This is a genomic window from Streptomyces sp. NPDC056452, from assembly GCF_042796085.1.
Taxonomy (GTDB): Bacteria; Actinomycetota; Actinomycetes; order Streptomycetales; family Streptomycetaceae; genus Streptomyces.
Genome location: NZ_JBHTRI010000018.1, coordinates 1 through 25,959, shown reverse-complemented (window position 1 = coordinate 25,959; position 25,959 = coordinate 1). Strand labels below are relative to the sequence as shown.

24 protein-coding genes are annotated in these 25,959 nt (G+C 71.6%); 13 read left to right on the top strand and 11 right to left on the bottom strand.

Annotated elements, in window-relative coordinates; translation table 11 throughout:
* Positions 1 to 16: 16 nt before the first annotated feature.
* From cseC to ACFQ6X_RS18870, 5 genes are all read right to left on the bottom strand, one after another.
* On the bottom strand, positions 17 to 1,351 hold the full coding sequence (gene cseC, locus ACFQ6X_RS18890) for a two-component system sensor histidine kinase CseC (RefSeq protein WP_383182831.1): 1,335 nt from the start codon (positions 1,349 to 1,351) through the stop codon (positions 17 to 19).
* A complete protein-coding gene (gene cseB, locus ACFQ6X_RS18885) occupies positions 1,348 to 2,055 on the bottom strand; it encodes a two-component system response regulator CseB (protein WP_383182829.1) in 708 nt (235 codons plus the stop codon). The genes cseC and cseB overlap by 4 nt, the downstream gene beginning before the upstream one ends.
* 8 nt (positions 2,056 to 2,063) lie before the next feature.
* Positions 2,064 to 2,756 (bottom strand): hypothetical protein, encoded by a 693-nt coding sequence (locus ACFQ6X_RS18880; RefSeq protein ID WP_383182827.1) that lies wholly within the window; start codon positions 2,754 to 2,756, stop codon positions 2,064 to 2,066.
* Positions 2,744 to 3,328, bottom strand: coding sequence for a SigE family RNA polymerase sigma factor (locus ACFQ6X_RS18875; RefSeq protein ID WP_356416505.1), 585 nt, complete (start codon positions 3,326 to 3,328; stop codon positions 2,744 to 2,746). Before ACFQ6X_RS18875 ends, ACFQ6X_RS18880 begins: the two co-directional genes overlap by 13 nt.
* Before the next feature lie 183 nt (positions 3,329 to 3,511).
* Entirely contained in the window at positions 3,512 to 4,414 is a 903-nt protein-coding gene (locus tag ACFQ6X_RS18870; protein ID WP_329209815.1) for an A/G-specific adenine glycosylase, read from the bottom strand.
* Between the two features lie 271 nt (positions 4,415 to 4,685).
* Here ACFQ6X_RS18870 and ACFQ6X_RS18865 point away from each other — a divergent pair, with 271 nt between their 5' ends.
* Positions 4,686 to 5,507, top strand: a complete 822-nt coding sequence (locus tag ACFQ6X_RS18865; protein WP_383182825.1) for a hypothetical protein — start codon at positions 4,686 to 4,688, stop codon at positions 5,505 to 5,507.
* Between the two features lie 141 nt (positions 5,508 to 5,648).
* On the opposite strand, the gene disA is transcribed toward ACFQ6X_RS18865, so the two are convergent.
* Together disA and radA are read right to left on the bottom strand one after the other, a co-directional pair.
* Complete coding sequence (gene disA, locus ACFQ6X_RS18860; RefSeq protein WP_351178271.1) at positions 5,649 to 6,773, bottom strand: DNA integrity scanning diadenylate cyclase DisA; 1,125 nt, start codon at positions 6,771 to 6,773, stop codon at positions 5,649 to 5,651.
* An 80-nt stretch (positions 6,774 to 6,853) separates the two neighbouring features.
* Positions 6,854 to 8,266, bottom strand: a complete 1,413-nt coding sequence (radA, locus tag ACFQ6X_RS18855; RefSeq protein ID WP_329209821.1) for a DNA repair protein RadA — start codon at positions 8,264 to 8,266, stop codon at positions 6,854 to 6,856.
* A gap of 143 nt (positions 8,267 to 8,409) precedes the next feature.
* Between radA and ACFQ6X_RS18850 the strand changes: the two genes are divergently transcribed.
* Positions 8,410 to 10,212 (top strand): RNA polymerase sigma factor, encoded by a 1,803-nt coding sequence (locus ACFQ6X_RS18850; RefSeq protein ID WP_383182823.1) that lies wholly within the window; start codon positions 8,410 to 8,412, stop codon positions 10,210 to 10,212.
* A gap of 160 nt (positions 10,213 to 10,372) precedes the next feature.
* On the opposite strand, the gene ACFQ6X_RS18845 is transcribed toward ACFQ6X_RS18850, so the two are convergent.
* The gene (locus ACFQ6X_RS18845) at positions 10,373 to 11,212 is read right to left on the bottom strand and encodes a hypothetical protein (RefSeq protein ID WP_329209825.1); all 840 of its coding nucleotides are present in this window, start codon (positions 11,210 to 11,212) and stop codon (positions 10,373 to 10,375) included.
* Between the two features lie 41 nt (positions 11,213 to 11,253).
* Here ACFQ6X_RS18845 and ACFQ6X_RS18840 point away from each other — a divergent pair, with 41 nt between their 5' ends.
* The 4 genes from ACFQ6X_RS18840 (at position 11,254) to ilvD (ending at position 15,715) form a co-directional block, all read left to right on the top strand.
* Positions 11,254 to 12,201 carry a Ppx/GppA phosphatase family protein gene (locus ACFQ6X_RS18840; RefSeq protein WP_329209827.1) on the top strand — a complete coding sequence of 316 codons (948 nt, stop codon included), beginning with the start codon at positions 11,254 to 11,256 and terminating at the stop codon, positions 12,199 to 12,201.
* Positions 12,202 to 12,284: 83 nt separating this feature from the next.
* Complete coding sequence (locus tag ACFQ6X_RS18835; protein WP_351179196.1) at positions 12,285 to 13,109, top strand: sugar phosphate isomerase/epimerase; 825 nt, start codon at positions 12,285 to 12,287, stop codon at positions 13,107 to 13,109.
* A complete protein-coding gene (locus ACFQ6X_RS18830) occupies positions 13,106 to 13,738 on the top strand; it encodes a TetR family transcriptional regulator (protein WP_383182820.1) in 633 nt (210 codons plus the stop codon). The genes ACFQ6X_RS18835 and ACFQ6X_RS18830 overlap by 4 nt, the downstream gene beginning before the upstream one ends.
* 126 nt (positions 13,739 to 13,864) lie before the next feature.
* The gene (gene ilvD / locus ACFQ6X_RS18825; protein ID WP_383182818.1) at positions 13,865 to 15,715 is read left to right on the top strand and encodes a dihydroxy-acid dehydratase; all 1,851 of its coding nucleotides are present in this window, start codon (positions 13,865 to 13,867) and stop codon (positions 15,713 to 15,715) included.
* 31 nt (positions 15,716 to 15,746) lie between these two features.
* Here the strand turns inward: ilvD and ACFQ6X_RS18820 are convergent, their stop codons facing one another.
* A complete protein-coding gene (locus tag ACFQ6X_RS18820; protein WP_383183012.1) occupies positions 15,747 to 17,915 on the bottom strand; it encodes a PQQ-binding-like beta-propeller repeat protein in 2,169 nt (722 codons plus the stop codon).
* Positions 17,916 to 18,038: 123 nt separating this feature from the next.
* On the opposite strand from ACFQ6X_RS18820, the gene ACFQ6X_RS18815 reads away from it, so the two are divergent.
* Genes ACFQ6X_RS18815 through ACFQ6X_RS18805 form a run of 3 tightly spaced genes read left to right on the top strand, consistent with a single transcriptional unit; the run spans position 18,039 to position 19,780 of the window.
* Positions 18,039 to 18,365, top strand: a complete 327-nt coding sequence (locus tag ACFQ6X_RS18815) for an SH3 domain-containing protein (RefSeq protein ID WP_383182816.1) — start codon at positions 18,039 to 18,041, stop codon at positions 18,363 to 18,365.
* 34 nt (positions 18,366 to 18,399) lie between these two features.
* Positions 18,400 to 18,948, top strand: a complete 549-nt coding sequence (locus ACFQ6X_RS18810) for a hypothetical protein (RefSeq protein WP_329209837.1) — start codon at positions 18,400 to 18,402, stop codon at positions 18,946 to 18,948.
* A 52-nt stretch (positions 18,949 to 19,000) separates the two neighbouring features.
* On the top strand, positions 19,001 to 19,780 hold the full coding sequence (locus tag ACFQ6X_RS18805) for a class I SAM-dependent methyltransferase (RefSeq protein ID WP_383182814.1): 780 nt from the start codon (positions 19,001 to 19,003) through the stop codon (positions 19,778 to 19,780).
* Here the strand turns inward: ACFQ6X_RS18805 and ACFQ6X_RS18800 are convergent.
* Positions 19,761 to 21,215: a SulP family inorganic anion transporter gene (locus ACFQ6X_RS18800; protein ID WP_383182812.1), complete on the bottom strand. Its 1,455-nt coding sequence runs from the start codon at positions 21,213 to 21,215 to the stop codon at positions 19,761 to 19,763. The genes ACFQ6X_RS18805 and ACFQ6X_RS18800 overlap by 20 nt on opposite strands.
* A 179-nt stretch (positions 21,216 to 21,394) precedes the next feature.
* Here ACFQ6X_RS18800 and ACFQ6X_RS18795 point away from each other — a divergent pair, with 179 nt between their 5' ends.
* From ACFQ6X_RS18795 to proC, 3 genes are read left to right on the top strand one after another with little or no spacing between them, the layout of a single operon-like run.
* Positions 21,395 to 22,213 (top strand): ABC transporter ATP-binding protein, encoded by an 819-nt coding sequence (locus ACFQ6X_RS18795; RefSeq protein ID WP_383182810.1) that lies wholly within the window; start codon positions 21,395 to 21,397, stop codon positions 22,211 to 22,213.
* Positions 22,210 to 22,983, top strand: a complete 774-nt coding sequence (locus ACFQ6X_RS18790) for an ABC transporter permease (RefSeq protein ID WP_383182808.1) — start codon at positions 22,210 to 22,212, stop codon at positions 22,981 to 22,983. The genes ACFQ6X_RS18795 and ACFQ6X_RS18790 overlap by 4 nt, the downstream gene beginning before the upstream one ends.
* Before the next feature lie 58 nt (positions 22,984 to 23,041).
* Complete coding sequence (proC, locus tag ACFQ6X_RS18785) at positions 23,042 to 23,851, top strand: pyrroline-5-carboxylate reductase (RefSeq protein WP_351179221.1); 810 nt, start codon at positions 23,042 to 23,044, stop codon at positions 23,849 to 23,851.
* A gap of 30 nt (positions 23,852 to 23,881) precedes the next feature.
* Here proC and ACFQ6X_RS18780 read toward each other — a convergent pair whose 3' ends face one another.
* Entirely contained in the window at positions 23,882 to 24,466 is a 585-nt protein-coding gene (locus ACFQ6X_RS18780; RefSeq protein ID WP_383182806.1) for a cysteine hydrolase family protein, read from the bottom strand.
* Between the two features lie 73 nt (positions 24,467 to 24,539).
* On the opposite strand from ACFQ6X_RS18780, the gene ACFQ6X_RS18775 reads away from it, so the two are divergent.
* Positions 24,540 to 25,553, top strand: coding sequence for a GlxA family transcriptional regulator (locus ACFQ6X_RS18775; RefSeq protein ID WP_383182804.1), 1,014 nt, complete (start codon positions 24,540 to 24,542; stop codon positions 25,551 to 25,553).
* Positions 25,554 to 25,959: the final 406 nt, after the last annotated feature.

The following is a 25,959-nucleotide window of genomic DNA, read 5'->3' as shown; positions in this document are numbered from 1 at the left end:
CGGAGCGGCCCAGCCGTCAGTCCTTGGTCTGCTGCCCCGACTGCTGCAGGACCGGGAAGCTCCCGGTGTTCGTCGGCGCGTGCTCGGGCAGCCACAGCACGGCGATGGCCCCGCCCGCACCGTCCGCAGCCCCGGCGGGCGCAGCGTTGCGGAAGGTGAGCCGGGCACCGAGGACCCGCGCCTGCCCTGCGGCGATCGTCAGCCCCAGACCGTGCCCGCGGCCGGCCCGGTCACTGCTGCCGGTACGGAACCGGCTCGGCCCCTCCCGCAGCAGCGCCTCCGGGAAACCGGGCCCGTGATCGCGGACCCGCACGACCCTGCCCTCGACGGTGAGCTCGACCGGGCCCGCCCCGTGCTTGGCGGCGTTCCCCAGCAGATTGCCCAGGATGCGTTCCAGGCGCCGCGGATCCGTGGACACCCAGGACTCGTGCACCACCTGGACCGTGATCTCCGGATCCAGCAGGGCGACCCGGCGGCTCACGAATTCGCCGAGCGGCAGTTCCTGCAGCTCGGCCCGCTCCGAGGCGCTGTCCAGCCGGGCGACCTCCAGCACGTCCTCGACCAGGGTCCGCATCGCCTGTGCCCGGTCCCGTACGAGCTCGGTCGGGCGCCCCGGCGGCAGCAGTTCGGCCGCCGTGAGCAGTCCGGTCACCGGGGTGCGCAGCTCATGGGCGATGTCCGCCGTGACCCGGCGTTCCGCCTCGATCCGTTCGTTCAGCGCGTCCGTGAGGGCGTCGACCGCGCGGGCCAGCTCATCGGTCTCGTCCCGTACGACGCCGCCGACGGCCTCCCGTACCCGTACATCCGTGTTCCCCTGGGCCACCTTGCCCGCCGCAGCCGCGGCCTTGCGCAGTCTGCGTGACAGCTGGCCGCCGATGAGTACCCCCAGGGCGCACCCGCCGAAGACGACCGAGACCGAGCCGATGACGAGGGCGCGGTCGAGGTCGCCCATGATCGTGGCGTTGCGGTCGGCGAAGCGTGTGTGGAGCGAGAGGACGTCACCGTTCGCGAGCGGTACGGCCGCCCAGACGTCGGGCACTCCTCCCGCGAACTCGTCGACGTGGGTGGCGCGCCGGTTGTTCCGGACCTGGTCCCGCAGGCTGGAGGGCATCGCGGGGTCGTTGAGTTTGGCGCCGAACTTGGGCGACGGCTTCTGCGTGTTCGACGCCTCGTACAGCCGCTGGGCGAACAGCAGCCGTTCCAGCTGCACCTCGCGGGCGTTCTCCAGCATCGAGACGCGCGCGGCGTTGTGGACGACGAGGCTCAGGGCCACCGCGATGAGTGCGCCGACCGCGGCGATCGCGATGCTGATCTTCCAGCGGACACCGGTCCGCAGTGCGAGCCGCTTCATGCGCGGAACTTGTAGCCGAAGCCGCGGACCGTCTCGATCCGGTCCTGCCCGATCTTGGTGCGCAGCCGCTGCACATGGACGTCCACGACCCGGGTGTCACCGCCCCAGCCGTAGTCCCAGACCCGCTCCAGGAGCTTGTCCCGGGAGAGCACGGTGCCGGGCGCGGACGAGAACTCCAGCAGCAGCCGCATCTCGGTCGGCGTCAGACCGACCTGCGCGCCTGACCGCCGTACCTCCATGCCTTCGGTGTCGATCTCCAGATCACCGAAGACCAGTGCCCCGCCCGTCCCGTGCGACGGCTCGGCAGCCGTGGCGCCGCCCTGCCCGCCCGAGGCGTGGCCGAACCGGCGCAGTACGGCGCGGATCCGGGCGACCAGCACCGCTCCGTCGAAGGGTTTGGTGACGTAGTCGTCCGCCCCGGCCTCCAGGCCGAGCACCACGTCGATCGAGTCGGCCCGCGCGGACAGCATGATCACGGGCACGGTCGACTCGTCGCGGATGCGGCGGCACAGGCTCACCCCGTCCAGACCCGGCACCATCACATCGAGCAGGGCGATGTCCGGCCGGTCCGCCCGGAAGGCCTCCAGGCCCAGCAGGCCGTCGGGCATCGCGGTGACCGTGAAGCCGACCCGCTCCAGTGCGAGCTGGGTGGCCTCGCGGATGACGTCGTCGTCCTCGACGAAGAGGACATGGGTCTCGGCCATGCGGGCTCTCAGTTCTGCGTCGTCGGCGGGGCGGGAAGTTCTCCGTCCCCGTTGCCGACGGCCCGGTTGAAGTCGTTGTGCACCCGGTCGGTCTCGGTGAACCGGCCGGCCGACCAGCGGTAGGTGATCACGTCCTCGCCGGACGGGTAGGCGACCGCGTCCTTCGAGCCGTACACCTGGGTCGTCACCACGAGGTCACCGCGGTCGATGGTGCCGTAGACCGCGGGTATCTCGGCGGCGAAGACGTTCTCGTACGAACCGTCCGCGCGCTGCCGGTAGACGTAGGTGCCGACCCCCACCGAATCGCCGCAGGTCATCACGTTGACCACGACATCGGGTGCGGGGCCGTCGGTGATCGAGCCGTACGAGGTGTCCACCGGGTACTCGTCACCGGTGCAGGGCCTCAGATCGCTGCTGATCCGCCGGCTCACCTCGGGGTCACGCTTGACGAGCTGTACGGCGTTGACCGGCGCGGCGGCCTTCGCCGTGCCGGTGGGCGGCACGTTCGAAGGCGTCACCTGAGCCACCGGCTGGGTGCCCGCGGGCCCCTCGTCCCGGGTGCCCGTACCGCCGGTGGAACAGCCGGCGCAGAACAGCCCGAAGGCGGCGAGCCCGGCCATGGCCGTACCTCCCGCCGCCAGACCGGCCCGGAGCCCACTGCCCCGGCCGGCCGCCGTACCGCTGCCTGTCAGGCCGCGCACCGCTCCCGCCCCCGCTCGTCATGACGCCTGTCCGGCTGCGCCGGTATCCGCGCCGGTGTTCCCTCGGCCTCGCGGCTCCGGGCGGCACGGTCCTCCAGCTCCTGGCGCAGTCTGGCCAGGGCGCGGTGCAGCGTGCTCTTCACCGTACCGGCCGACATGCCGAGCGCCGCAGCCGTCTCTTCGGTGCTCATCTGCTCCCAGTGTCGCAGCACGACGACGCTGCGCTGCTTGGGAGCCAGGACACCCAGGACGTCGATGAGCAGAGCACGGTCGGCGCGCTGCTCGGAACCGTCGTCGACGCTCGCGTCGGGCAGCTGCTCGGTGGGTACCTCGTCGAGCTTCCGGGCCCGCCACCACTCCGTACGCGTATTGATCATGACGCGGCGCAGATAGGCGTCGGCGAGGGACTTGTCGGCGATCCCGTCCCACCGGCCGAGGGTGCGGACCAGGGCGGTCTGCAGCAGGTCCTGCGCGTCCACCGGGTCCGGAACCAGCCGGCGCGCGCTGCGCAGCAGCGCGTCCTGCCTGGTGCGCACGTACTCCTCGAATTCGAGCACCTCGCCCTGCGCCATAACAACCGCCTCCGTCCCCGTGAATCCCCGTGGTACCGCTGGTCAGCAGGTGGTCCCGTTCGCTGACGTCGCAGACGCTACGGAGGCGTTGTCACGAGGGTGTGCGGAGGAGCCGTACGCGGACGCACGGCTGTCCATCGGTTGTGTAACAGCCGCTGGACAGCCCGGTCCGCCGGTGTGGGGTCAGGTCAGGGGCAGCCGGTACTGGCCGCCCGGCAGGGGTTCGACCAGTCCGTCGGCGACCAGTCCGTCGAGGGCACGCGCGCGCTGCACCGGTTCCTCCCACACCGCGTCCAGCGCGGACTGCGGCACAGGCGTCACCGCCTCGCGCAGAACGGCGAGCAGCCGGCCCCGCACCTGCCGGTCCGTACCCGCGTAGGTCTGGCCGCGGCGCGGCGGTCCCTGGTGCGCGGGCTTGCCGGCCAGCCGCCAGGCGCACTGTCCGGCGATCGGGCAGCGCGTGCAGTCCTCGTTCTTCGCGGTGCACACGAGTGCGCCGAGTTCCATCGTGGCCGCGGCCCAGCGGGCCGCGCGCTCGTCCTCCTCGGGGAGCAGTGCGCGGGCGAGCTTGCGCTCGGCCGCCGTGGTGGCGTTCGGCGGGTACTGGATGCCGGAGGCGGCGCGGGCGAACACCCGGCGGACGTTCGTGTCGAGCACGGCATGACGCTGTCCGTACGCGAACGAGGCCACGGCAGCGGCCGTGTACTCACCGATCCCGGGCAGCGCGAGCAGCTGGTTGTGCTCGCTGGGTACGTCGCCGCCGTGGCGTTCCGTTATCGCCTGCGCGGCCCCGTGCAGGCGCAGGGCACGTCGCGGGTAGCCGAGCCGGCCCCAGGCGCGGACCGCTTCACCTGGCGCGTCGGCGGCCAGGTCTGCGGGGCGCGGCCAGCGGGCCATCCATTGCTCGTACACCGGGAGGACCCGGTTCACGGGAGTCTGCTGCAGCATGAACTCGCTCACCATCACACCCCAGGCGCCCGCTTCGGGGCGGCGCCAGGGCAGATCGCGGGCGTGCTGCTCGAACCACCCGATGACGGGGGTGTGGAGGGAGGCGGGGGGCGTGTGTGTCGAAGTCGTGGCAGTCATCGCACCCACGATCCTGGCACGGAAGGCAGGACATGGGGCACGGTCACGGGGGTGTCGGCCCGGCTGAGGGCTCAGGGAGTGATAACGCCACCCGTTCTGACCCTTCTGGTCCCTCCGGACCCCTCGAGGACGCCCCGGGAGTCCTCCGTGCGGTGCAAAGTGGCCGGAAGTGGCCGGGAACGGCCCCTGCGTGATGATGATCCGGAAAACTTGAGGATCAGAGCGGCGGGTGGGGCCGGAGTTGGTCCGGATCTCTCGTACAGTTTGCGCCGTGGGATCTATGCGCAATCCGGTCGGGCCGCTTCCCTCCAGCATCTACTGGCGGCGGAGGGCAGTTGCGGCGATGGTGATCGCGCTGCTCGCGGCGCTGGTCGCATGGGCCGTCACCTCGGGTGGCGGCGGCGGGACGAAGGACGACGCGAAGCCCGGCGACCACGATCCCGCCCCCTCCATCACCCCGGGACCCTCCGGTTCAGGACCGGCAATCAGCCAACAGCCGGGCGGACGCGACGAGTCGGACTCCGGCGGGAGCGGCGAAGGTGCAGCCGACGCGGGTTCCGACGGGAGCAACGGCGACGGCGGGGCGGGCGGTGACGCCGGCTCCGGTTCGGGCGGATCGGACGGCTCGGCGGCCGGCACGGGAACGGGTGGCGGCGGGACCACGGGCGAACAGGTACCGGCCGGCTCCTCGCTCCCCAACTGCGCGCCCTCCGTACTGCAGTTGAGCCTCCGTACGGAGATCAGCTACGGCCCCGACGACAAGCCGAAGTTCAGGCTGACGGCCAAGAACACCTCGGGCAGCGACTGCAAGGCCGACTTCGGGCCGAAGAGCGCGGTGCTCACCATCACCGAGGCCGGCGGCAACGACGAGCAGGTGTGGTCCTCCAAGGACTGCCCGTCGGGCGGCGCGGTGTTCCTGAAGGTCCCGGCAGGGTCGACCGTCGTCCACACCGTGGAATGGGACCGGAAGAAGAGCGCGCCCCGGTGCGCGACACCGCCCCCGGGCAAGGCGGCCCCCGGTACGTATCTGCTCGAGGCGAAGGCTCCGGGCGAGCCGCTCCAGCGTGCCTCGTTCGTCCTCGCCAAGGACTGACCGGCAGGACCGGCGCCCGCCCGGCAGGCACCGATCGGGCCACCGGGCCGGCCACCCGGTCCGGATGGCCGCTCCGTGCGCCCCTCGGGTCGGACTGTCGCGGTCCGACTCTCCCGGCTCCCCCCGGACGTTCGGGTCCGGCTAGACGTACCGCTCCAGGATCGAGGACTCCGCCAGTCGCGAGAGCCCCTCCCGCACGCTCCGTGCCCGCGCCTCGCCGACCCCGTCCACCGTCTGGAGGTCGTCGACGCTCGCGGCGAGCAGCTTCTGCAGACCGCCGAAGTGCTCCACCAGCCGCTCGATGATCGCTCCCGGCAGCCGCGGCACCTTCGCCAGCAGCCTGAAGCCGCGCGGCGAGACCGCGGAGTCCAGCGTCTCGGGGGAGCCGCTGTATCCCAGCGCCCGTGCCACCACCGGGAGTTCGAGCAGCTCCGTGTGCGAGAGCGCGTCCAGCTCGGTCAGCGCCTCGGCGACCGTGCGGGACCGCTTCGCCGTCGGTTCGGGCACGTAGTCCCGTACGACCAGCTCCCGCTCGGGCTCCACGCCCGCGATCAACTCGTCGAGCTGGAGCGACAGGAGCCTGCCGTCGGTGCCCAGCTCCACCACGTACTCGGCGATCTCGGTGGCGATCCTGCGCACCATTTCCAGCCGCTGCGCAACCGCCGTCACGTCCCGGACGGTCACCAGGTCCTCGATCTCCAGCGCGGAGAGCGTCCCGGCGACCTCGTCGAGCCGGAGCTTGTACCGCTCCAGCGTGGCGAGCGCCTGGTTGGCACGGGACAGGATCGCGGAGGACTCCTCCAGGACCCTGCGCTCCCCGTCCACGTACAAGGCGATCAGGTGCATCGACTGGGAGACCGAGACGACCGGGTACACACACGCTTTGGAGACCCGGTCCGCCGTGCGGTGGCGGGTGCCGGTCTCCTCGGTGGGGATCGAGGCGTCCGGGACCAGCTGTACTCCGGCCCGCAGGATCTTGGTCATGTCCTTGTCGAGGATCAGCGCGCCGTCCAGCTTGGCCAGCTCGCGCAGCCGCGTCGCGGTGAACTCCACATCCAGTACGAATCCACCGGTACACATGGATTCGACGGTTTTGTCCATGCCGAGGACAATCAGCCCGCCGGTGTTGCCCCGGAGAATGCGCTCCAGGCCGTCCCGCAGGGCCATACCGGGCGCCACTGCGCTCAACGAGGCGCGCATCAGCGCCTCGTTACCGGTGCCTTGGCCGGACTTTCCGGGCGATGCTGCCCGGTCGTTGGCTGCCACTGCACTCCTCCGGTCACAGGTTTGCGGTGCCCTTGCGTCCCTCATGCCGTTCGTACGGGCGGGCGAGACCAGGGCAAAGTCTACCGGCGTGCGCCGTCCTCCTGTGGTCCGTCCGAGCGAGACCTGCGCGGGAGGACTCTCAGAGCATCGCCCATGTCGGCGACTTCCGTGACCTTCATACCGGCCGGGACCTGCCCGGGGTCCCTCGGGACCAGGGCGTGCTTGAACCCGAGACGGTACGCCTCGGCGAGCCTGCGCTGGACCCCCGTAACCCTTCTGACCTCCCCCGCGAGGCCCACTTCGCCGATCGCGACGAGGTTCTTCGGGAGGGGGGTGTCGCTCGCCGCACTGGCCAGCGCCAGTGCGATCGCGAGGTCCGCGGCGGGCTCGGTGAGCTTCACGCCGCCGACCGTCGCGCTGTAGATGTCCCGCTTGCCGAGCGCGCTGATTCTGCCGCGCTGCTCGAGAACCGCCAGCATCATCGAGACGCGGGAGGTCTCCAGGCCCGAGGTCGTGCGCCGGGGCGAGGGGATCTGCGAATCGACCGTCAGCGCCTGGACCTCCGCGACGAGAGGGCGCTTGCCCTCCAGGGTGACGGTCAGGCAGGTGCCGGGAACCGGCTCGTCGCGCCGGGTGAGGAAGAGGCCGGAAGGATCGGCGAGGCCGGTGATGCCCTCGTCGTGCAGCTCGAAGCAGCCGACCTCGTCCGTGGCCCCGTACCTGTTCTTGACGCCCCGCACCAGACGGAGGCGGGCGTGCCGGTCGCCCTCGAAGGACAGCACGACATCGACGAGGTGCTCCAGGAGCCGCGGCCCGGCGATCGCGCCGTCCTTGGTGACGTGGCCGACCAGCAGCGTGGACATGCCGCGTTCCTTGGAGGCCCGGATGAGGGCGCCCGCGACCTCGCGGACCTGCGCCATGCCGCCGGGTGCGCCCTCGATCTCCGGTGAGGCGACCGTCTGTACGGAGTCGAGGACGAGGAGGGAGGGCTTGACCGCGTCCAGATGGCCGAGAACGGCCGACAGGTCGGTCTCCGCGGCCAGATACAGGTGATCGTTGATCGCCCTGATGCGGTCGGCCCGCATCCGCACCTGGCTCGCGGACTCCTCCGCCGTGACGTACAGCGTGCGGTGTTCGTCGCTCGCCGCCTTCGCCGCCACGTCCAGCAGCAGCGTCGACTTCCCGACGCCCGGTTCGCCCGCGAGCAGCACGACGGCGCCCGGCACGAGCCCGCCTCCGAGCACCCGGTCCAGCTCGCTCACCCCGGTCGAGCGCGCCGTGGCCTGGCGGCTGTCGACCTGCCCGATGGGCACGGCGGCCGTGGAGACGCGGCCTGCGGCCGTGGTGCGCACGGCAGGGGCGCCGCCGAACTCCTCGACCGTCCCCCAGGCCTGGCATTCGGGGCAGCGGCCGAGCCACTTGGCGGTCGTCCAGCCGCATTCGGTGCAGCGGTAGGACGGCCGGTCCTTCGCGGATTTCGTACGGGCAGCCATGGCGTCACCGTATAGGGGTGGTCCGACAGTGCCGACCAGTCGACCGGAGTCACGGGTGACGAACATGTGCACGATGCGGTATTTCCATCTGAATCCGGGATTCCTGTCCCCTTTCGAGGGATACGTTCACCCGTAAGGATTAAATGTGTGGAAGGGGTGCTAAGGGCGCACCTTCGTCTGCCTACGGTCGCCAGGTGACGAGCAGCAGGCTGGAGACACCCCTACACACCACCGGCGCACCCCGGGCGCACCGCCGCGGGCCCAGCCCGGCGGCACAGCGATCGTCCGCACGTTACGAGCCGTATCTCGACGGCCTGTTCACCTACTGCCTCTCCGTGCTGTGCGACCACGAGGCGGCCACGGAGGCGCTCGGCGCCGTCCTCGCGATCGCGGAGCGTCAGGACGGCCGGTGCCCCGCAGCCGAGGAGGAACGTAAATCCTGGCTGTACGCCCTGGCCAGGTGGATGTGCCTGCGCACGCTCACGGAGCAGAAGCGGGGCCGCCAGGCCCACCGCCGGACGGCCACCCAGCCGCCCCCGTTACCAGCCGCCGGCGCCACCCCGGAGGAAGCGGTCGCCCCGGGCCACGCCGAATCCCCCGCCGCCGAAGCGCGCCGGCGCGAACTCGCCCAGCTCGCCTGGCCGGAGGCCGCGGGCACCACCCCCGAACAGCGCGAGGCGCTGGAGCTCGCCGTTCGTCACCGGCTGACCCCGCGCGCCGTCGCCGCCGTCCTCGGCCTGGAACCCGCCACCGCCCGGGAGCTCCTGGCCGCCGCGGCCTGCGAGGTGGAGCGCACCCGCGCCGCCCTCGCGGTCGTCGAGACCGGGAACTGCCCCACCGTCGCCCGGCTCACCGGCACCCACCGGGTCCTGCTGTCCGCGGCCATGCGCCGCGAGCTCGTCCGGCACGTCGACGACTGCCCCCGGTGCCGCGGCGCCGCCGAACGGGCGGGTGCCGCCGGACCGTGGCCCGGCGCGACCGTCACCCCGGCCACCGCGCTGACGGTCCTCGAGGCGCCCCGCCCCTCGGTGAGCGTCGCCCTGGTTCACGCCCGGCGGTCCCGGTCGGGTACCCCGCGCTTCGGCCGGACAGGCTTCCCCCTCGACCCGAAGGACCATGCCGCGCGCCGGGACCGGCTGCGCGCCCGGGTCGTGACGACGACGGTCGTGGCGACGGTCGTCGCCGCCCCCGTGATCGCACTGTGGGCCGCCTACCGGGGCGCACCGCTGACCGGAGAGGGCCGCGACGGGTCCTCCTCGGTGACCGCGACGGAGGTGGACGGGGGAGCCGGGCTCGAAGGCGATCCGTACGACCACTACGAGAACGCGGGCAACGCCCGTCCCGACGCCGACGGCCGCTTCGCCGACGCAGGCCGGAGGCCGGACGTCTCGGCCGAGGTGATCAGTGCCGGCAGCGGCAGGCACGGACCCGGAGCGCTCAGGGTCGCGGCCCGCTCCTCCGGCGGCCGTACGACGATCACCCTGACCGCGACCGGCACCGAAGCCGTCGCCTGGTCGGCACGGGCGGATGTGCCGTGGCTGTACCTCAGCCGTTCCTCCGGCACGATCGCCCCGGGGCGGAGCGTCACCATCCACGCCCTCGTGAACCACGCGGCGGAACCGTCGGGACCGTGGAGCGCGCACATCGTGCTCGCCCCGTCGGGCGCCGTGGTCGCGATCAGCGGGTACGGCGCCACGGTGCCGCCGCCGGGAAGCCCGGACCCGGACCCGGATCCGCCCTCCGGCTCCCCCGAGCCTTCGCCGTCCTCGCCGACGCCCGACCCGACCCCGGACCCCACGGAGCCGACTCCCGGCCCGTCGGATCCGACCCCGGACCCGACGGACTCCCCGGATCCGACGCCGCCCGCCACCGACCCGCCGTCGCCCACACCCGGTCCGTCCGGTGCGACGACGGATCCCGGGGGCAGCCCCGAGCCGACGGACTGACGGACAGCACACGGCCCGGTGGGCGGCGGAACGTTTGTCCACCGCGCACCGGGCCGCGATCACACAGGTCGGAGCTGCGCAGCCGGACACGCGCCTCCGGGGCGGACCGGCCGGATCAGACCCGGATCAGACCCGGATGCAGACCCGGAGAAGGCCCGGATCAGACCGGATCGGCCGGATGCGGCGCCATCGGCAGCAGCGACGACAGCCGCTCCTCGCACAGCTCGACCAGCCGGTCGTACGCCTGCTTGCCCATCAGCTCGACGAGCTCCGGACGGTAGGTCACGTAGACCGGATCCCCGGCCCCGTGGGCCGACGTCGCCGAGGTGCACCACCAGTGCAGATCGTGGCCGCCGGGACCCCAGCCCCGGCGGTCGTACTCCCCGATCGAGACCTGGAGCACGCGCGTGTCGTCGGGCCGGTCGATCCAGTCGTAGGTACGCCGGACCGGCAGCTGCCAGCACACGTCGGGCTTGGTCTCCAGCGGCTCCTTGCCCTCCCGCAGCGCCAGGATGTGCAGCGAGCAGCCCGCGCCACCCTCGAAACCGGGACGGTTCTGGAAGATGCAGGAGCCCTCCCAGCGCCGCGTCTGGCGTTCGCCGTCCTCGTCGACACCGACCCAGCCCGTCTCCGTGCCGACGTCGTGGAACTGCCACAGGTCGGGCGTGAGCCGGGCGACGTGTCCGGCCACCCGCTTCTCGTCGTCCTCGTCCGAGAAGTGCGCGCCCAGCGTGCAGCACCCGTCGTCCGCACGGCCCGCCTGGATGCCCTGGCAGCCGCTGCCGAAGATGCAGGTCCACCTGGACGTCAGCCAGGTCAGATCGCAACGGAAGATCTGCTCGTCGTCGGCGGGGTCGGGAAACTCGACCCAGGCCCGCGCGAAGTCGAGCCCCTTCTCATCGGGCCCGCCGGGCCCCTTTGCTTCCGGCTGCTGCATCTCCTGCTTCATCTTCTGCTTCTTCGTGACTTTGTCCGGCTTCGCCTTTTTCGTCTTTGGCACGGGCCAAGAGTAAGACCGACCGGAGCAGTAGCGTTCCGGGTATGAGACTCGGAGTCCTCGACGTGGGGTCGAACACGGTTCATCTGCTGGTGGTCGACGCGCACCCCGGCGCCCGCCCGCTGCCCGCACACTCGCACAAGGCGGAGCTGCGGCTGGCCGAACTCCTCGACATGGACGGGGCGATCGGCCCCGAGGGCGTCGACCGGCTCGTGTCGACGGTCACCGACGCGCTGCGGGCCGCCGAGGACAAGGGCTGCGAGGACGTACTCGCGTTCGCCACGTCCGCCGTGCGCGAGGCGAGCAACGCGGACCAGGTGCTGGCCCGGGTGCGGGAGGAGACGGGCATCGCCCTGGCCGTACTGAGCGGCGAGGAGGAGGCCCGGCTGACCTTCCTGGCCGCGCGCCGCTGGTTCGGCTGGTCGGCGGGGAAGCTGCTGGTGCTGGACATCGGCGGCGGTTCGCTGGAGGTCGGCTACGGGATGGACGAGGAGCCCGATGCCGCCGTCTCGCTGCCGCTCGGCGCCGGGCGCCTCACCGCGAGCTGGCTGCCCGGTGATCCGCCGGCCGCGACGGACGTACGGATGCTGCGCCGCCACGTCCGGGCCGGCATCGCCCGCACGGTCGGCGAGTTCACCCGGCTGGGCCCGCCGGACCATGTCGTCGGGACGTCCAAGACCTTCAAGCAGCTCGCCAGGATCGCGGGCGCCGCACGCTCCGCGGAGGGCCTGTACGTCCAGCGCGTCCTCACCCGCAAGGCGCTGGAGGAGTGGGTGCCGAAGCTGGCGGCGATGACCGTCGAGCAGCGGGGCCACCTGCCCGGGGTGGCCGAGGGGAGGGCCGCGCAGCTGCTGGCCGGGGCGCTGGTCGCCGAAGGGGCGATGGACCTGTTCGGGGTCGAGGAGCTGGAGATCTGCCCCTGGGCGCTGCGTGAGGGAGTCATCCTGCGCCGCCTGGACCACCTCCCGACCGGCCAGGTCGCACTCGACTGATCCCCCGTCCCGGGGGTCATGGCCCTTCTCACTTTCAGCCGGGGTCCCTCTTCGACGCGTACCGCTGCCCGTACCCTGTCTCCGTGGCAGAACCAGTGGTGCGCATCCCGGATGCGAAGGTCGCCCTGTCGACTGCTTCGGTCTATCCGGAGTCGACGGCGACGGCCTTCGAGATCGCTGCGCGCCTGGGCTACGACGGCGTCGAGGTCATGGTGTGGACCGACCCGGTCAGCCAGGACATCGAGGCGCTGAAGCGGCTGTCGGACTACCACCAGGTCCCGATCCTCGCCGTGCACGCGCCCTGCCTGCTGATCACGCAGCGGGTCTGGTCCACCGACCCGTGGGTCAAGCTCCAGCGGGCCAGGGCGGCTGCGGAGAAGCTCGGGGCGTCGACGGTGGTGGTCCACCCGCCGTTCCGTTGGCAGCGCAACTACGCACGCGACTTCGTCAGCGGAATCTGGCGCATGGCGGACGAGACCGATGTGCGGTTCGCGGTGGAGAACATGTACCCGTGGCGCTACCGGGACCGCGAGATGCTCGCGTACGCCCCCGACTGGGACGTCACCCAGGACGACTACCGGCACTTCACCGTGGACCTCTCGCACACCGCGACCGCACGGACCGACAGCCTGGCGATGGTGGACCGGATGGGCGACCGCCTCGCCCACGTCCACCTCGCCGACGGCAAGGGCTCCGCCAAGGACGAGCACCTGGTGCCCGGCCGGGGCGACCAGCCCTGTGCGGAACTGCTGGAGCGCCTCGCCCGTACCGCGTTCGACGGCCATGTGGTCATCGAGGTCAACACGCGCCGCGCCATGTCAGCGGCCGAACGCGAGGCCGACCTCGCGGAGGCGCTCGCTTTCACCCGGCTCCACCTGGCGTCCTCCGCGCAGGCACCCCGCTCATGACCCCGGGCGCGGACGGCCCGGCTCCCCGCCGCCGGGGCCGCCCTTCCCGTACGGCGAAGAGCGCCGGCCCCGACGCCCGGACGCGGATCCTCGAGGCGGCCCGTACCGAATTCGCCGAGCGCGGCTACGACAAGACGTCGATGCGCGGCATCGCCAAGGCGGCCGGCGTCGACGCTGCCCTGGTCCACCACTACTTCGGTACGAAGGACGAGGTCTTCGCGGCAGCCATCGAGGTCTCCTTCGAGCCCGCGCTCGTCATCCCCGAGATCCTCGGCGGTCCCATGGACAGCGTCGGCGAGCGGCTGGCCCGGTACTTCATCGGCGTCTGGGAGAACCCGGTGTCCCGTGCGCCGATGCTGGCGATCCTGCGCTCCGCGCTCACGCACGAGGCGGCCGCGAAGGTCCTGCGGGGCTTCGTGCTGCGACGGCTTCTGGAGCGGATCGCGGGGGACCTGGACGTACCCGACCCGACCTTCCGCGCCGAACTGGCCGCCTCGCACATGATCGGGATCGCGATCCTGCGCTATGTGATCCAGGCGGAACCACTGGCGTCGGCGGACCCGGAGAAGATCATCACCATGGTGGCCCCGACGCTCCAGCGCTACCTCACGGGGCAGGACGTCCCGTAGGGCCGGCGGGTGCCGCACCTGCCCGGACACTGGGCACCGCGTCCCGGAATCCGGACACGCTGTCCAGATCCTGGAGCGGGGCGTACGCTCGGAGACAGTCTTTATCTGTCGAAGGAGCGATCGGCGATGCCCCATCTGAGGTCCCGCACTGTCACCCACGGCCGCAACATGGCGGGCGCCCGCGCCCTTATGCGGGCGTCAGGCGTAGCCAGTGAGGACATCGGCAAGCCGATCATCGCGGTAGCCAACTCCTTCACGGAGTTCGTCCCCGGGCACACCCACCTCGCCCCCGTCGGCCGGATCGTCTCCGAGGCGATCAAGGCCGCAGGCGCGGTGCCCCGCGAGTTCAACACGATCGCGGTGGACGACGGCATCGCGATGGGCCACGGCGGCATGCTCTACAGCCTGCCCTCCCGCGACCTCATCGCGGACAGCGTCGAGTACATGGTCGAGGCCCACTGCGCCGACGCGCTGATCTGCATCTCCAACTGCGACAAGATCACCCCCGGCATGCTGATGGCGGCCCTTCGCCTCAACATCCCCACGATCTTCGTCTCCGGCGGTCCGATGGAGGCCGGCAAGGCCACCCTCGTCGACGGCACGGTCCGCAGCCTCGACCTGGTCGACGCGATCTCCGACGCGGTGAACGACAAGATCTCGGACGAGGACATCCTCCGTATCGAGGAGAACGCCTGTCCGACCTGTGGCAGCTGTTCCGGCATGTTCACCGCCAACTCGATGAACTGCCTCGCCGAGGCGATCGGCCTGGCCCTGCCCGGCAACGGCTCGGTCCTCGCCACGCACACCGCCCGCAAGGCGCTGTACGAGGACGCCGGCCGCACGATCGTCGAGATCACCAAGCGCCACTACGAGCAGGACGACGAGACGGTCCTCCCCCGGAACATCGCCTCGCGGGCCGCCTTCGAGAACGCCATGGCCCTGGACATCGCCATGGGCGGCTCGACCAACACGATCCTGCACCTGCTGGCCGCCGCCCAGGAGGCCGAGCTCGACTTCGGCCTCCCGGAGATGGACGCGATCTCGCGCCGTGTCCCCTGCCTCGCGAAGGTCGCGCCGAACGTCGCGCCCGGCGGCACGTACTACATGGAGGACATCCACCGGGCCGGCGGCATCCCCGCCATCCTCGGTGAGCTCTACCGCGGCGGCCTCCTCAACGAGGACGTCCACTCCGTCCACTCCGACTCCCTCGCGGACTGGCTGAAGTCCTGGGACGTGCGGGGCGGCTCCCCGTCCCCCGACGCGATCGAGCTGTGGCACGCGGCCCCCGGCTGCGTCCGCTCCGCGACCGCCTTCTCGCAGTCCGAGCGCTGGGACACCCTCGACCTCGACGCCGAGGGCGGCTGCATCCGCTCCGTGGAGCACGCGTACTCGAAGGACGGCGGCCTCGCGGTCCTCAAGGGCAACCTCGCGGTCGACGGCTGTGTCGTCAAGACAGCCGGTGTGGACGAATCGATCTGGACCTTCGAGGGCCCGGCCGTGGTCTGCGAGTCCCAGGACGACGCGGTGGACAAGATCCTCCGGAAGGAGATCACGCACGGCGACGTCGTCGTCATCCGCTACGAGGGCCCGCGCGGCGGCCCCGGCATGCAGGAGATGCTCTACCCGACGTCGTTCCTGAAGGGGCGCGGTCTCGGCAAGACCTGCGCGCTCGTCACCGACGGCCGTTTCTCCGGCGGCACGTCCGGGCTGTCCATCGGGCACGCGTCGCCGGAGGCGGCGTCCGGCGGCACCATCGCGCTCGTCGAGGACGGCGACCGGATCAGGATCGACATCCCGAACCGTTCGATCGAGCTCCTCGTCCCCGAGGCCGAGCTGGCCACCCGCCGAGCGGCCCTGAACGGCGTGTACGCGCCGAAGAACCGCGACCGCAAGGTCTCGGCGGCGCTGCGGGCCTACGCGGCCATGGCGACGAGCGCGGACCGCGGCGCCGTGCGCGACGTCTCCAAGCTCGGCTGATACCACCGCACGGCCGACCCCGTCCCCGGTATCACCAGTGGGCGGGGTCGTTCGCGTCCACGGCGAAAACGGAACCGTCCGGGGAGGTTCCGTACACGGCCGTGCCGAGGACCACGGGAGCGGGCAGCGACGAGGCGTGGCTGAGCTTCCCCGCCCTCAGCCGCGGACGGGTCTGCCCGAGCAGCGTTCCGTGTTCCGTGTCGACGGCGAGCAGCCGCCCGTCGGCCGCGGAGAAGTACAGCCGGTCGCCCTCTCCGAGGACGGGCGAGGACGTGAGCCCGACGGCGGTCTCCAGGCGCCACCGTTCCGCTTTCCCGCTGCTCGGACGGATTCCGGCGGCCAGCAGTGTGCCGCCGCGTTCCAGCAGGTACGCGGTGTCGCCGCCGAGCACGACCTCCGGTTCGTTCATCCGGAAGGGCAGCGTCGTCCGGGTGGCGCTCCGCAGCACCGGGTCGTAGCGCACCAGCCCGGTGGTCTGGGCGTTCTCGTCCATGGACGTGAGGACGAGTATCCCGTCGGACGCCCCGGCCGGGGTGAGCGTCCCGTCCAGCCGGCGCTGCCAGGCGGTGCGCCCGGTCCGCGCCTCGACCGCCGTGACGAGCGTGGTGGTCCCGTGCGCCGAGTTCTCGAAGGCGTACGCGAGTCCTGTTCCGCTGTCGTACAGCGCGTAGCCCGGCCGGCGGTGGCCGGGGACGGTGTGCCGCCAGCGTGAGGCGCCGGTCGTGGCGTCGAGGCCCTGCGCGGTGCCGTCCCGCCCGACCATCAGCAGCGTGTCACCGGCAGGGAAGGGGACGTCGAGGTACGCGGAGAGGTCCGTCCTCCAGAGCTGGGTGCCCCGGCCGGGGTCGTAGGCCCGGAGGGTTTCGCCCGGCACGGCGGTGTACGCCGGTCCGCCGGCCGGCGCTCCCAGTTCGGGGGCCTCCGGCGAGGCGTCCCGCTGCGACCAGATCACCCGGCCGTCCGACGGGTCCAGCCGCGCCGTGCCGAAGCCCGCGGCCACGCAGTACAACGCGGAGTCCGCACCCGTCCCCGAGGGGGAGCACGAGGGTGTCGAGCCCTGCGGGGAAGGCAGCGGTGTCTGCCACGGTACGAAGGCCGGCGCGCTCTTCTTCCTCCCCTCGGCCTCGGCCGTGCCCGGGGTCCCGGAGCTGTTCCACGCACCGGCCGCCCACACACAGCCGGCGATCAGGGCGAGCACTCCCGCGGCCACCGCGAGCCGCCGTCCCGTCCGCCGCCCGCGACTCGCCCCGGACGGCGGTTCCGGCGCCCGTATGTGGGTCGCCGTCTCCTGGGCGGGCTCCCGCGCGCCGGACGCCGCCCCGGACCCGACGGAGGCGGGGCGCCGCTGTGCCGGGACGAACGCCGTGGCCTCGTACGACGGGGGATGCAGCGCCGCCATGATCTCGTCCGGGGTGGGACGCTCCGCGGGATCCTTCGCCAGACACCGCCCGACCAGCGGTGCCAGATCGGCGGGCACCCCGGCCAGATCGGCCTCGTCGTGCACCACCTGATAGGCCACGATGTACGGGCTGTCCGAGTCGAAGGGCCCCCGGCCGGTCGCCGCGTGGACCAGCACCGCGCCCAGCGCGAACACATCCGCGGCGGGGCCGACCTCACGCGGCCGCTGGAACTGCTCGGGCGCCATGTACGGGGGCGAGCCGATCAGCTTTCCCGTCTCGGTGCGCAGATCGCTGTCGTACGGCCGGGAGATCCCGAAGTCGATGACCTTGGGACCGGAGTCGGGGAGCATCACGTTGCTCGGCTTGAGATCGCGGTGGATGACACCGGCCCGGTGGATGTCACGCAAGGCCTCGGCCAGCCCTGCCGTGAGCCTGCGCAGCTCGGCCGGGCTCATCGGCCCGTTCCGCTTGACCTGTGCGGAGAGCGTCGGGCCGGGCACGTAGAGCGTGGCCATCCAGGGCAGTTCGGCTGTCGGATCGGCATCCACGACCGGAGCGGTGAACGCGCCGCTGACCCTGCGGGCCGCCGCGACCTCCTGCCGGAACCGTGCCCGGAACTCGGGGTCCGCCGCATGCTGGCGGTGCACCACCTTGACCGCGAGCTGCAGCCCGGAGGCGGAGCGTGCCAGGTGCACCACACCCATGCCGCCCGCACCGAGACATGCCTCGAGCCGGTACCGGCCGGCGTACTCAGGTTGTTCCGCTTCCGGATGCGATCCGGTACCTCGCAGCGGCGGCACCGCCCACCCCCGTGTGTTCGTCCGCAAGCGCGACGCACGGAGCCTAGTCGATGGTGCGTGCGAGTCGGCTGGGGGTTGTTAGCCTGCGCGTCGTACGCATCGTTTTCAACGGGGGAGGCCCTCATGGGCGTTGGAGAGAACACCGGCATCACCGACAGCGCGGCGGCGGACGACCAGGGGGTGACGACGCTCGCCGCGAGCGTCGTCAGATACCCCATCGCCCCCGGCTACCGCGTCAACGTCCGCAAGGGACCCGGCACGCAGTACGGGATCGTCAGGACGCTGCCGTACGGGATGAGCGTCCCGGTCTACTGCCAGAAGCCGGGGGAGCGGGTCAGCGGCCCGTACGGCACGACGAACCTCTGGGACAACATCGCCAGCGGCGAGTTCGTGTCCGACGCGTACGTGCACACGGGCAGTGACGGCTACATCGCCCCGCGCTGCGACTGACACGCACCGCGCTCGCCCAGGGATAATCGATTCCGTGAGCGAGAACAGCGAAGCATCCGGTACGCCCTCCGGCAGCACGACGTCCGGCGGCAGCACGCCGGGTCCGCAGCCCGAGCCCCTTCGTTTCTTCGGTACGACCTGGGTCGACCACGACGGTGGCTACGGGCTGCGGCGCGCCGGGGCAGCCGTCGGCTCGCTCGCGGCAGCCGTCGCCTCGTGCTTCGTCCTCCGCTTCGCGTACCAGGGCCTGGAGATCGCCGAGGTCGGCAGCCTCGTCGGCATGCTCGTGGTCCTGATGTTCGCGGTGTGCAGCGCCATCGCCTTCCGCAGGACCTGGGACGGGTTCAGCCGCCGTCCCGCCGACCCGTCCCGCGAGGACAGCCTGCGCGGCCTCAAGTCCATCGGCTTCATCGGCTCGCTCCTCGCGTACTTCTTCCGCTCCCTCCTGGAGGCGCCCGGCGAGAAGCTCCGACGCACGGAGTACGAGACGGCGCTCGCCCAGTACGTGAAGCGCCGCTCGACCCGCACGGGCAACCCGGCGGCCCGCAGGAGCGCCAAGGGCAAGCGCACCGGGCGGAAGTAGCGTCTGCGGAAAACCGCTCCCGCGTAGGCCGGGGCAGAGGCACGATGAGTGCATGGCCACTGCACGCGCCCTCTCGTTCGACCGTGCCGCCGCCCAGTACGCGGCGGCCCGCCCCGACTACCCGCCCGCCCTCTTCGACGCCGTCGAGGAGTTGGCGGGCCGTCCGCTGCGGGGCGCCCGCACCGTCGACATCGGCGCCGGAACAGGCATCGCCACCCGGCTGCTCCACGCCCGGGGCGCCAGGGTCACGGCCGTGGAGCCGGGCCCCGGTATGGCGGCCGAACTGCACCGGACGCTCCCGTCCGTACCGATCGTTCGGGGGGACGGCAACCGTCTCCCGCTGGCCACCGCGTCGGCCGACCTGATCACCTACGCACAGTCGTGGCACTGGACGGATCAGGAACGCTCGATGCCCGAGGCGTTCCGCGTCCTGCGTCCCGGGGGCGCCCTGGCGCTGTGGTGGAACGTCTCCGACCACTCCGTCGCCTGGATCGCCGACCAGGACACCCGTCTGCGCCGCCACCTCGGCGCCGACAACAGCGCGCACGGCTCCTCGCCCGCGTCCCCGGTCCCCGGCAGCCGGTTCCGCGAGTTGCCCCGGCCGGACGGCGGCGGCTTCGCGCAGCGCCTGCTCCCCTGGTCCCGGACGGTGCCGGTCGAGACCCACCTCGCCAACCTCGCCAGCCATTCCGCGTTCCTCGTGCTCGGCACCGCCGGTGAGGAGGCCACCCGCCGTTTCCTCGCCGCGGAGCGCGCTCACCTCGCCGGGCTCTTCCCGGACGGCAGGGTCGAGGAGCGCTATGTCGCCGACCTCATCGTGGCGATCCGCTGACCGTGCCGGTCTCCTGGTCCCGTCGTGCCTCGTGGGCCTCGGCCCATCCCTCCAGAGCGGCCGCACACGCGTGGTCGGTGTGCCGGAGCCCCGCCAGATCCAGCTCCACCACCCGGTCGCGCGGCAGTGCGTCCAGGGCGTCGAGCAGCTTCGGAAGCCGCAGGAACGTGGCATTGCCCGCCACCCGCACCCGCAGCACACCGCCGGCACCCTCCTCCACCTCCACATGCACATGGCTGATGTCCCAGGCGGTCTTGGCGACGGCCAGCACCAGTCCGACCACGACCCCCTCGAACAGGCTGGTCGCCACGATGGTCCCGGCCGTCACCCCCAGCACCACCGCCTCACCACGGTGCTCACGCCACAGCGGCACCAGCGTCCGTACGGGAATGAGCTTGTAGCCGGCGTGGACGAGTACGCCCGCCAGAGCCGCCACCGGAATGATCCCCAGCGCGATCGGCAGGGCCGCGGCGAAGAGCAGCAGCCACACGCCGTGCAGGATGCGGGACGCCTTCGTCCGCGCGCCGGCCTGCACATTGGCGACGCTGCGCACGATCACCGCGGTCATCGGCAGGGCGCCCAGCACCCCGCACACGGCATTGCCCGCGCCCTGCGCGATCAGTTCCTTGTCGTAGTCGGTCCGCTTCCCGTTGTGCAGCCGGTCCACCGCCGCCGCGCTGAACAGTGACTCCGCCGAGGCGATCAGCGCGAACGCGAGGACGGTGCCGAGGACCCCGGCTTCAAGGAGCCGCGCCCAGTCGGCGATCCCGGGCGGCTGTACGGCGTCGAGCAGGCCGTTCACCTCCAGCCGGCGCACCGGCAGACCGAACACCGCGGTGGCCCCGGCCGCGAGCCCCACCGCCACCAGCGGCGCGGGCACCACACGCGCTGCCCGCCGCCACTTCGGCCAGAGCGTCAGTACGACGACGGTCCCGACCCCCAATGCGACAGCCGGACCGGACACCCCCTTGCCGAGCAGAAGGCCCGGCAGCCCCGCGATCTTCTGCCCCATGGAGCCGGGAGCCGTCGCGTCGGCGAGTACGTACACCTGACCGGAGATCAGGACCAGTCCGATCCCGGCGAGCATCCCGTGCACCACGGCGATGGACACGGCACGGAACCACCGTCCGAGCCGCATGACCCCCAGAGCCACCTGCAGTGCGCCGGCGGTCAGGACCAGCACCCCGAGGGCGCCGATCCCGTAGAGCGCGACCGCCTCGTACACCAGGACGGTCAGCCCGGCCGCAGGACCGCTGACCTGCAGGCTGCTGCCCGGGAGCAGTCCCGCGACGATTCCTCCGACGATCCCGGTGATCAGTCCGAGCTCGGCCGGCACGCCCGAGGCGACGGCGACACCCACGCAGAGGGGCAGGGCAACGAGAAAGACGACGAGTGAAGCGGTGAAGTCGGCGCGAGAGACCGGAATGCCACGCAATGAAGGTGCCTCCGTCGGCAGTGGGCGGTGAGAAACATGGGTGCAGTACGGGATGGAACGAAGCAGAACGGGGTGGAACGGGAGCGGACCACTCATTCCGATCACGCCTCGGGCCGACCGCGCCCGACGCCACGCCGATCCCTTGACGCGGGACCTTCGACGGGACGAAAATTCATCACATGATGAATTCTCCGTACGGTGCGGGAACCGGCCGCGCTCCCACAGCCGCACCCGCCGCCACAGCTGCCGTCGAAGCCCGCGCCCTCACCGTCGAACGAGGCGACCGCACCGTGCTCCGCAGCCTCGACTTCGCCGTCGAACCGGGCAGGATCACCGGACTCCTCGGCCCCTCGGGCTGCGGGAAATCCACACTCATGCGCTCCGTCGTCGGCACCCAGGCAAAGGTCACCGGCACCCTCGACGTCCTCGGCCGCCCCGCGGGGCACCCCGCACTGCGCCCCCGCATCGGCTACGTCACCCAGGCCCCGTCCGTCTACACCGACCTCACCGTTCGGCAGAACCTGGACTACTTCGCGGCCGTCCTCCAGCCGGGACGCAGCCACCGGGACGCCCGCGGGGAAGCCGTCACCCGAGCCATCCAGGACGTCGACCTCACCACCCACGCCGACGCACTGGCCGGGAACCTCTCCGGTGGCCAGCTCAGCCGCGTCTCCCTCGCGGTCGCCCTGCTCGGCACACCCGAACTCCTGGTCCTCGACGAACCGACCGTGGGCCTCGACCCCGTACTCCGCCGGGACCTCTGGAACCTCTTCCACACCCTCGCCGCCGACCGGGGCACCACGATCCTCGTCTCCTCGCACGTCATGGACGAGGCCGAGCGCTGCCACCGGCTGCTGCTCATGCGCGCGGGCGAGATCCTCGCCTCCGACACCCCCGAAGGCCTGCGCACCCGCACCGGCTCCGCCACCGTCGAGGAGGCCTTCCTCCACCTCGTCGACGAAGCCGCCACCGCCACCCGCCAGGAGACGACCCGATGAGCACCACGGCCCCCGCGCACACCCCGCAGCCGCTGAGCCCCGCCCGCACCCTGGCCACCGCCGCCCGTGTCCTGCGCCAGCTCCGGCACGACCCCCGCACCATCGCGCTGCTGCTGATCGTCCCCGTCCTGATGATCACGCTGCTGCGCTACGTCTTCGACGGCAGCCCGCAGACCTTCGACGCCATCGGCGCCTCGCTGCTCGGCATCTTCCCGCTCATCACGATGTTCCTGGTGACCTCGATCGCCACGCTGCGCGAACGCACATCGGGCACCCTCGAACGTCTCCTCGCGATGCCCCTGGGCAAGGGCGACCTGATCGCCGGTTACGCACTCGCCTTCGGGGCGGTCGCCGTCCTCCAGTCCGTCCTGGCCACCGCACTGTCCGTGTGGGTGCTCGGCCTGGATGTCGTCGGATCGCCCTGGCTGCTGCTCCTGGTCGCCCTGCTCGACGCGCTGCTCGGGACGGCGCTCGGCCTGTTCGTCTCGGCCTTCGCCGCCTCCGAGTTCCAGGCGGTCCAGTTCATGCCGGCCGTGATCTTCCCCCAGCTGCTCCTGTGCGGACTGTTCACCCCGCGCGACCAGATGCACCCCGCCCTGGAAGCCATCTCGAACGTCATGCCGATGTCGTACGCCGTCGACGGGATGAACGAGGTCCTCACCCACACCGACATCACCGCCGACTTCTTCCGCGACATCGTGATCGTCGCGGGCTGCGCCCTGCTCGTCCTCTGCCTGGGCGCGGCCACCCTCCGCCGCCGCACCACCTGAACACCCGGTGCGAGGATGGCGGCAACGACGAGAACCGCCACCCGGAGGGTGAAACCGCATGACCCAGACAGTCGCAGTCCTCGGTACAGGAAAAATCGGCGAGGCTCTGCTCAGCGGCATGATCCGGGCGGGCTGGCGCGCCGCCGATCTCCTGGTGACCACGCGGCGCTCCGAGCGCGCCGAGGAGCTCCGCACCCGCTACGGCGTCGAGTCCGTCACCAACGCCGAAGCCGCCAAGAGCGCGGACATCCTCATCCTCGCGGTCAAGCCGCAGGACATGGGCAAGCTCCTCGACGAACTCGCCCCGCACGTCACCGCCGACCGTCTCGTCATCACCGCCGCCGCCGGTATCCCGACCGCGTTCATCGAGGAGCGCCTCACCGAGGGCACCCCGGTCGTCCGTGTCATGCCGAACACCCCCGTCGTCGTGGACGAGGGCATGTCCGTGATCTCGGCGGGCAGCCACGCCACCCCCGGACACCTGGCCCACGCCGAGGCGATCTTCGGCGGCGTCGGCAAGACCCTTCGCGTCCCGGAGTCCCAGCAGGACGCCGCCACCGCGCTCTCCGGCTCCGGACCCGCGTACTTCTACTTCCTCGTCGAGGCCATGACCGACGCGGGCATCCTGCTCGGCCTGCCCCGCGCCCAGGCCCACGACCTGATCGTCCAGGCCGCCATCGGCGCCGCGATCATGCTCCGGGACAGCGGTGAACACCCGGTCAAGCTCCGCGAGGCCGTCACCAGCCCGGCCGGCACCACCATCAGCGCCATCAGGGAACTGGAGAACCACGGCGTACGAGCCGCCCTCATCGCCGCACTCGAAGCAGCCCGCGACCGCAGCCGCGAGCTCGCCTCCGGCAACGGCTGAGCCGCCGCGCCCCTGCCCCACCTCACTCGCCTACTTCACCGCGGCAACCAGATCCGCACTGCGCACCACCTTCGCGAACCCACCGCCGTGCAGCGTCACGGCGGTGGCCCGCGCCAGCTCGTCCGCACCCAGGGCCCATCCCCACGGCCCCACCGCGTCGAAGGTGTACGTCGCGTCGAAAGCGAAGAACACCTCGTACCCGAGATTGCCGCCCATGCGCGCTGTCGTCTCCGCGCACATATTGGTCTGAATCCCGGCCACCACGATCTGCCGCACCCCGGCCTCCCGCAGCCAGGCATCCAGATCGGGCGTCCCGTAGAAGGCGGAGTTCACCGACTTCGTCAGGAACAACTCCGCCCCGTCCCCCTTTCCGCGACGCTCCTCCACGTACTCCTTGAACGCATTTCCCGAATAGCCCACCCGCAGGGGCGAGTCCGGCTTGATCGAGTCATGCCGCACGAACACGACGGGCCGGCCACTCGCCTGCCAGGCATCGATCAGCCCCGCGATGTTCCTGTCGGCATCCGGATTGTTCCGCGGTCCCCAGTACGCCTCCTCCTCGAAGCCCTGCTGCACATCCACCACGACCAGCGCTGCGTTCCCTGCGATCTCCATGCCTCCACTCTCCGTCGACGGGCGGCCGTCTCCCAGAGCCGGGAAAGTCATCGATCGATGCTTTACTGCCAAGGTGCCCGCCTCGCCGAACCGCCCCGCCCGCATCGCTCTGGTCTCGTTCCCGGGAGTGCGGGCGTTCGACGTCTCCGTCATCACCGAGGTCTGGGGCGTGGACCGCACCGACCGGGGTGTCCCCGCCTTCGACCTGCGCCGCGCCGCCGCCGACCCGGCACCCATTCCGCTCCGCGGGGGCCTGTCCCTCACCCCGGACCGCACGCTGGCCTGGCTGTCCGGCTGCGACCTGATCGTGGTGCCCGGCCTCGACGACCACCTCACCCCGGCCCCGGCCGTGGTGCTCGAGGCCCTGCGCGGTGCCCAAGCGCGGGGCACACCCATCGCCGCGCTCTGCGGCGGCGCCTTCACGCTTGCGCAGGCGGGGCTGCTCGACGGCCGTCAGGCCGTCACCCACTGGAACCTCACCGACCTCCTTCATGCCCACCACCCCGAGGTCACCGTGGTGCCGGACGCCCTCTTCCTCCGCGACGGGAACATCTGGACCTCGGCGGGCACGGCGGCCGGCATCGACCTCTGCCTCCATCTGGTCCGCATCACCCATGGAGCCGAAGTGGCGGCCACGATCGCCCGTTCGATGGTCACGGCCCCGTTCCGGACCGGAACCCAGGCCCAGTTCATCGAGCACCCCACCCCGGAGTCCGACCGGGACGCCGACACTCTTGCCTCGGTCCGCGCCCATGCGCTGGCCCACCTGGCGGAACCGCACACCGTGGCCACCCTCGCGGCCCGGGCCGGCATGTCCGCACGCACTTTCGCCCGTCATTTCCAGGCCACCACCGGGACCACTCCACTGCGCTGGCTGATCACGCAACGCATCGCCGCAGCCCAGAAGCTCCTCGAACGCACCGACCTGCCCCTCCCGGAGGTGGCCCGCCGCACGGGGTTCGGCAGCGAGATCACCATGCGGCAGCACTTCGCGGCGCACCTCTCCACGAGCCCGCGCGACTACCGGACAGCCTTCCGCGACGCGGGGGCCAGGCCGGAGGTTGACACCACCCGTGCGGATCCGTAGTGTGCTCCGAGTTGTCCGACGTGAGCGCCGACCCCGGTCGGTCCCCGGACAGCCATTCCGTAGTGACCACCAGAAACCGGCGACTGTGTCGCACGTTTTCTGTGTGCACGTTCGGAATGAGGAATCCACGTTCGAAGGAACGATGACCCGATTAGCGTCGGGGCCCCGGATTCCGCTAAAGTCTCACTCGTCGGAACGGCCCAACAGCCGGGATGACAAGCCCCGCTGACTGGGAATCAGGCCCGAAAGGATCTGATAGAGTCGGACTCGCCGGAAAGGGAAACGCGAAAGCGAAGAACTGGAAAGCGGAACCCGCTTCGACCGGGAATCGGACACGAAAGAGTCTGATAGAGTCGGAAACGCAAGAACGAAGGGAAGCGCCCGGAGGGCCCCGGTGAAACGGGAC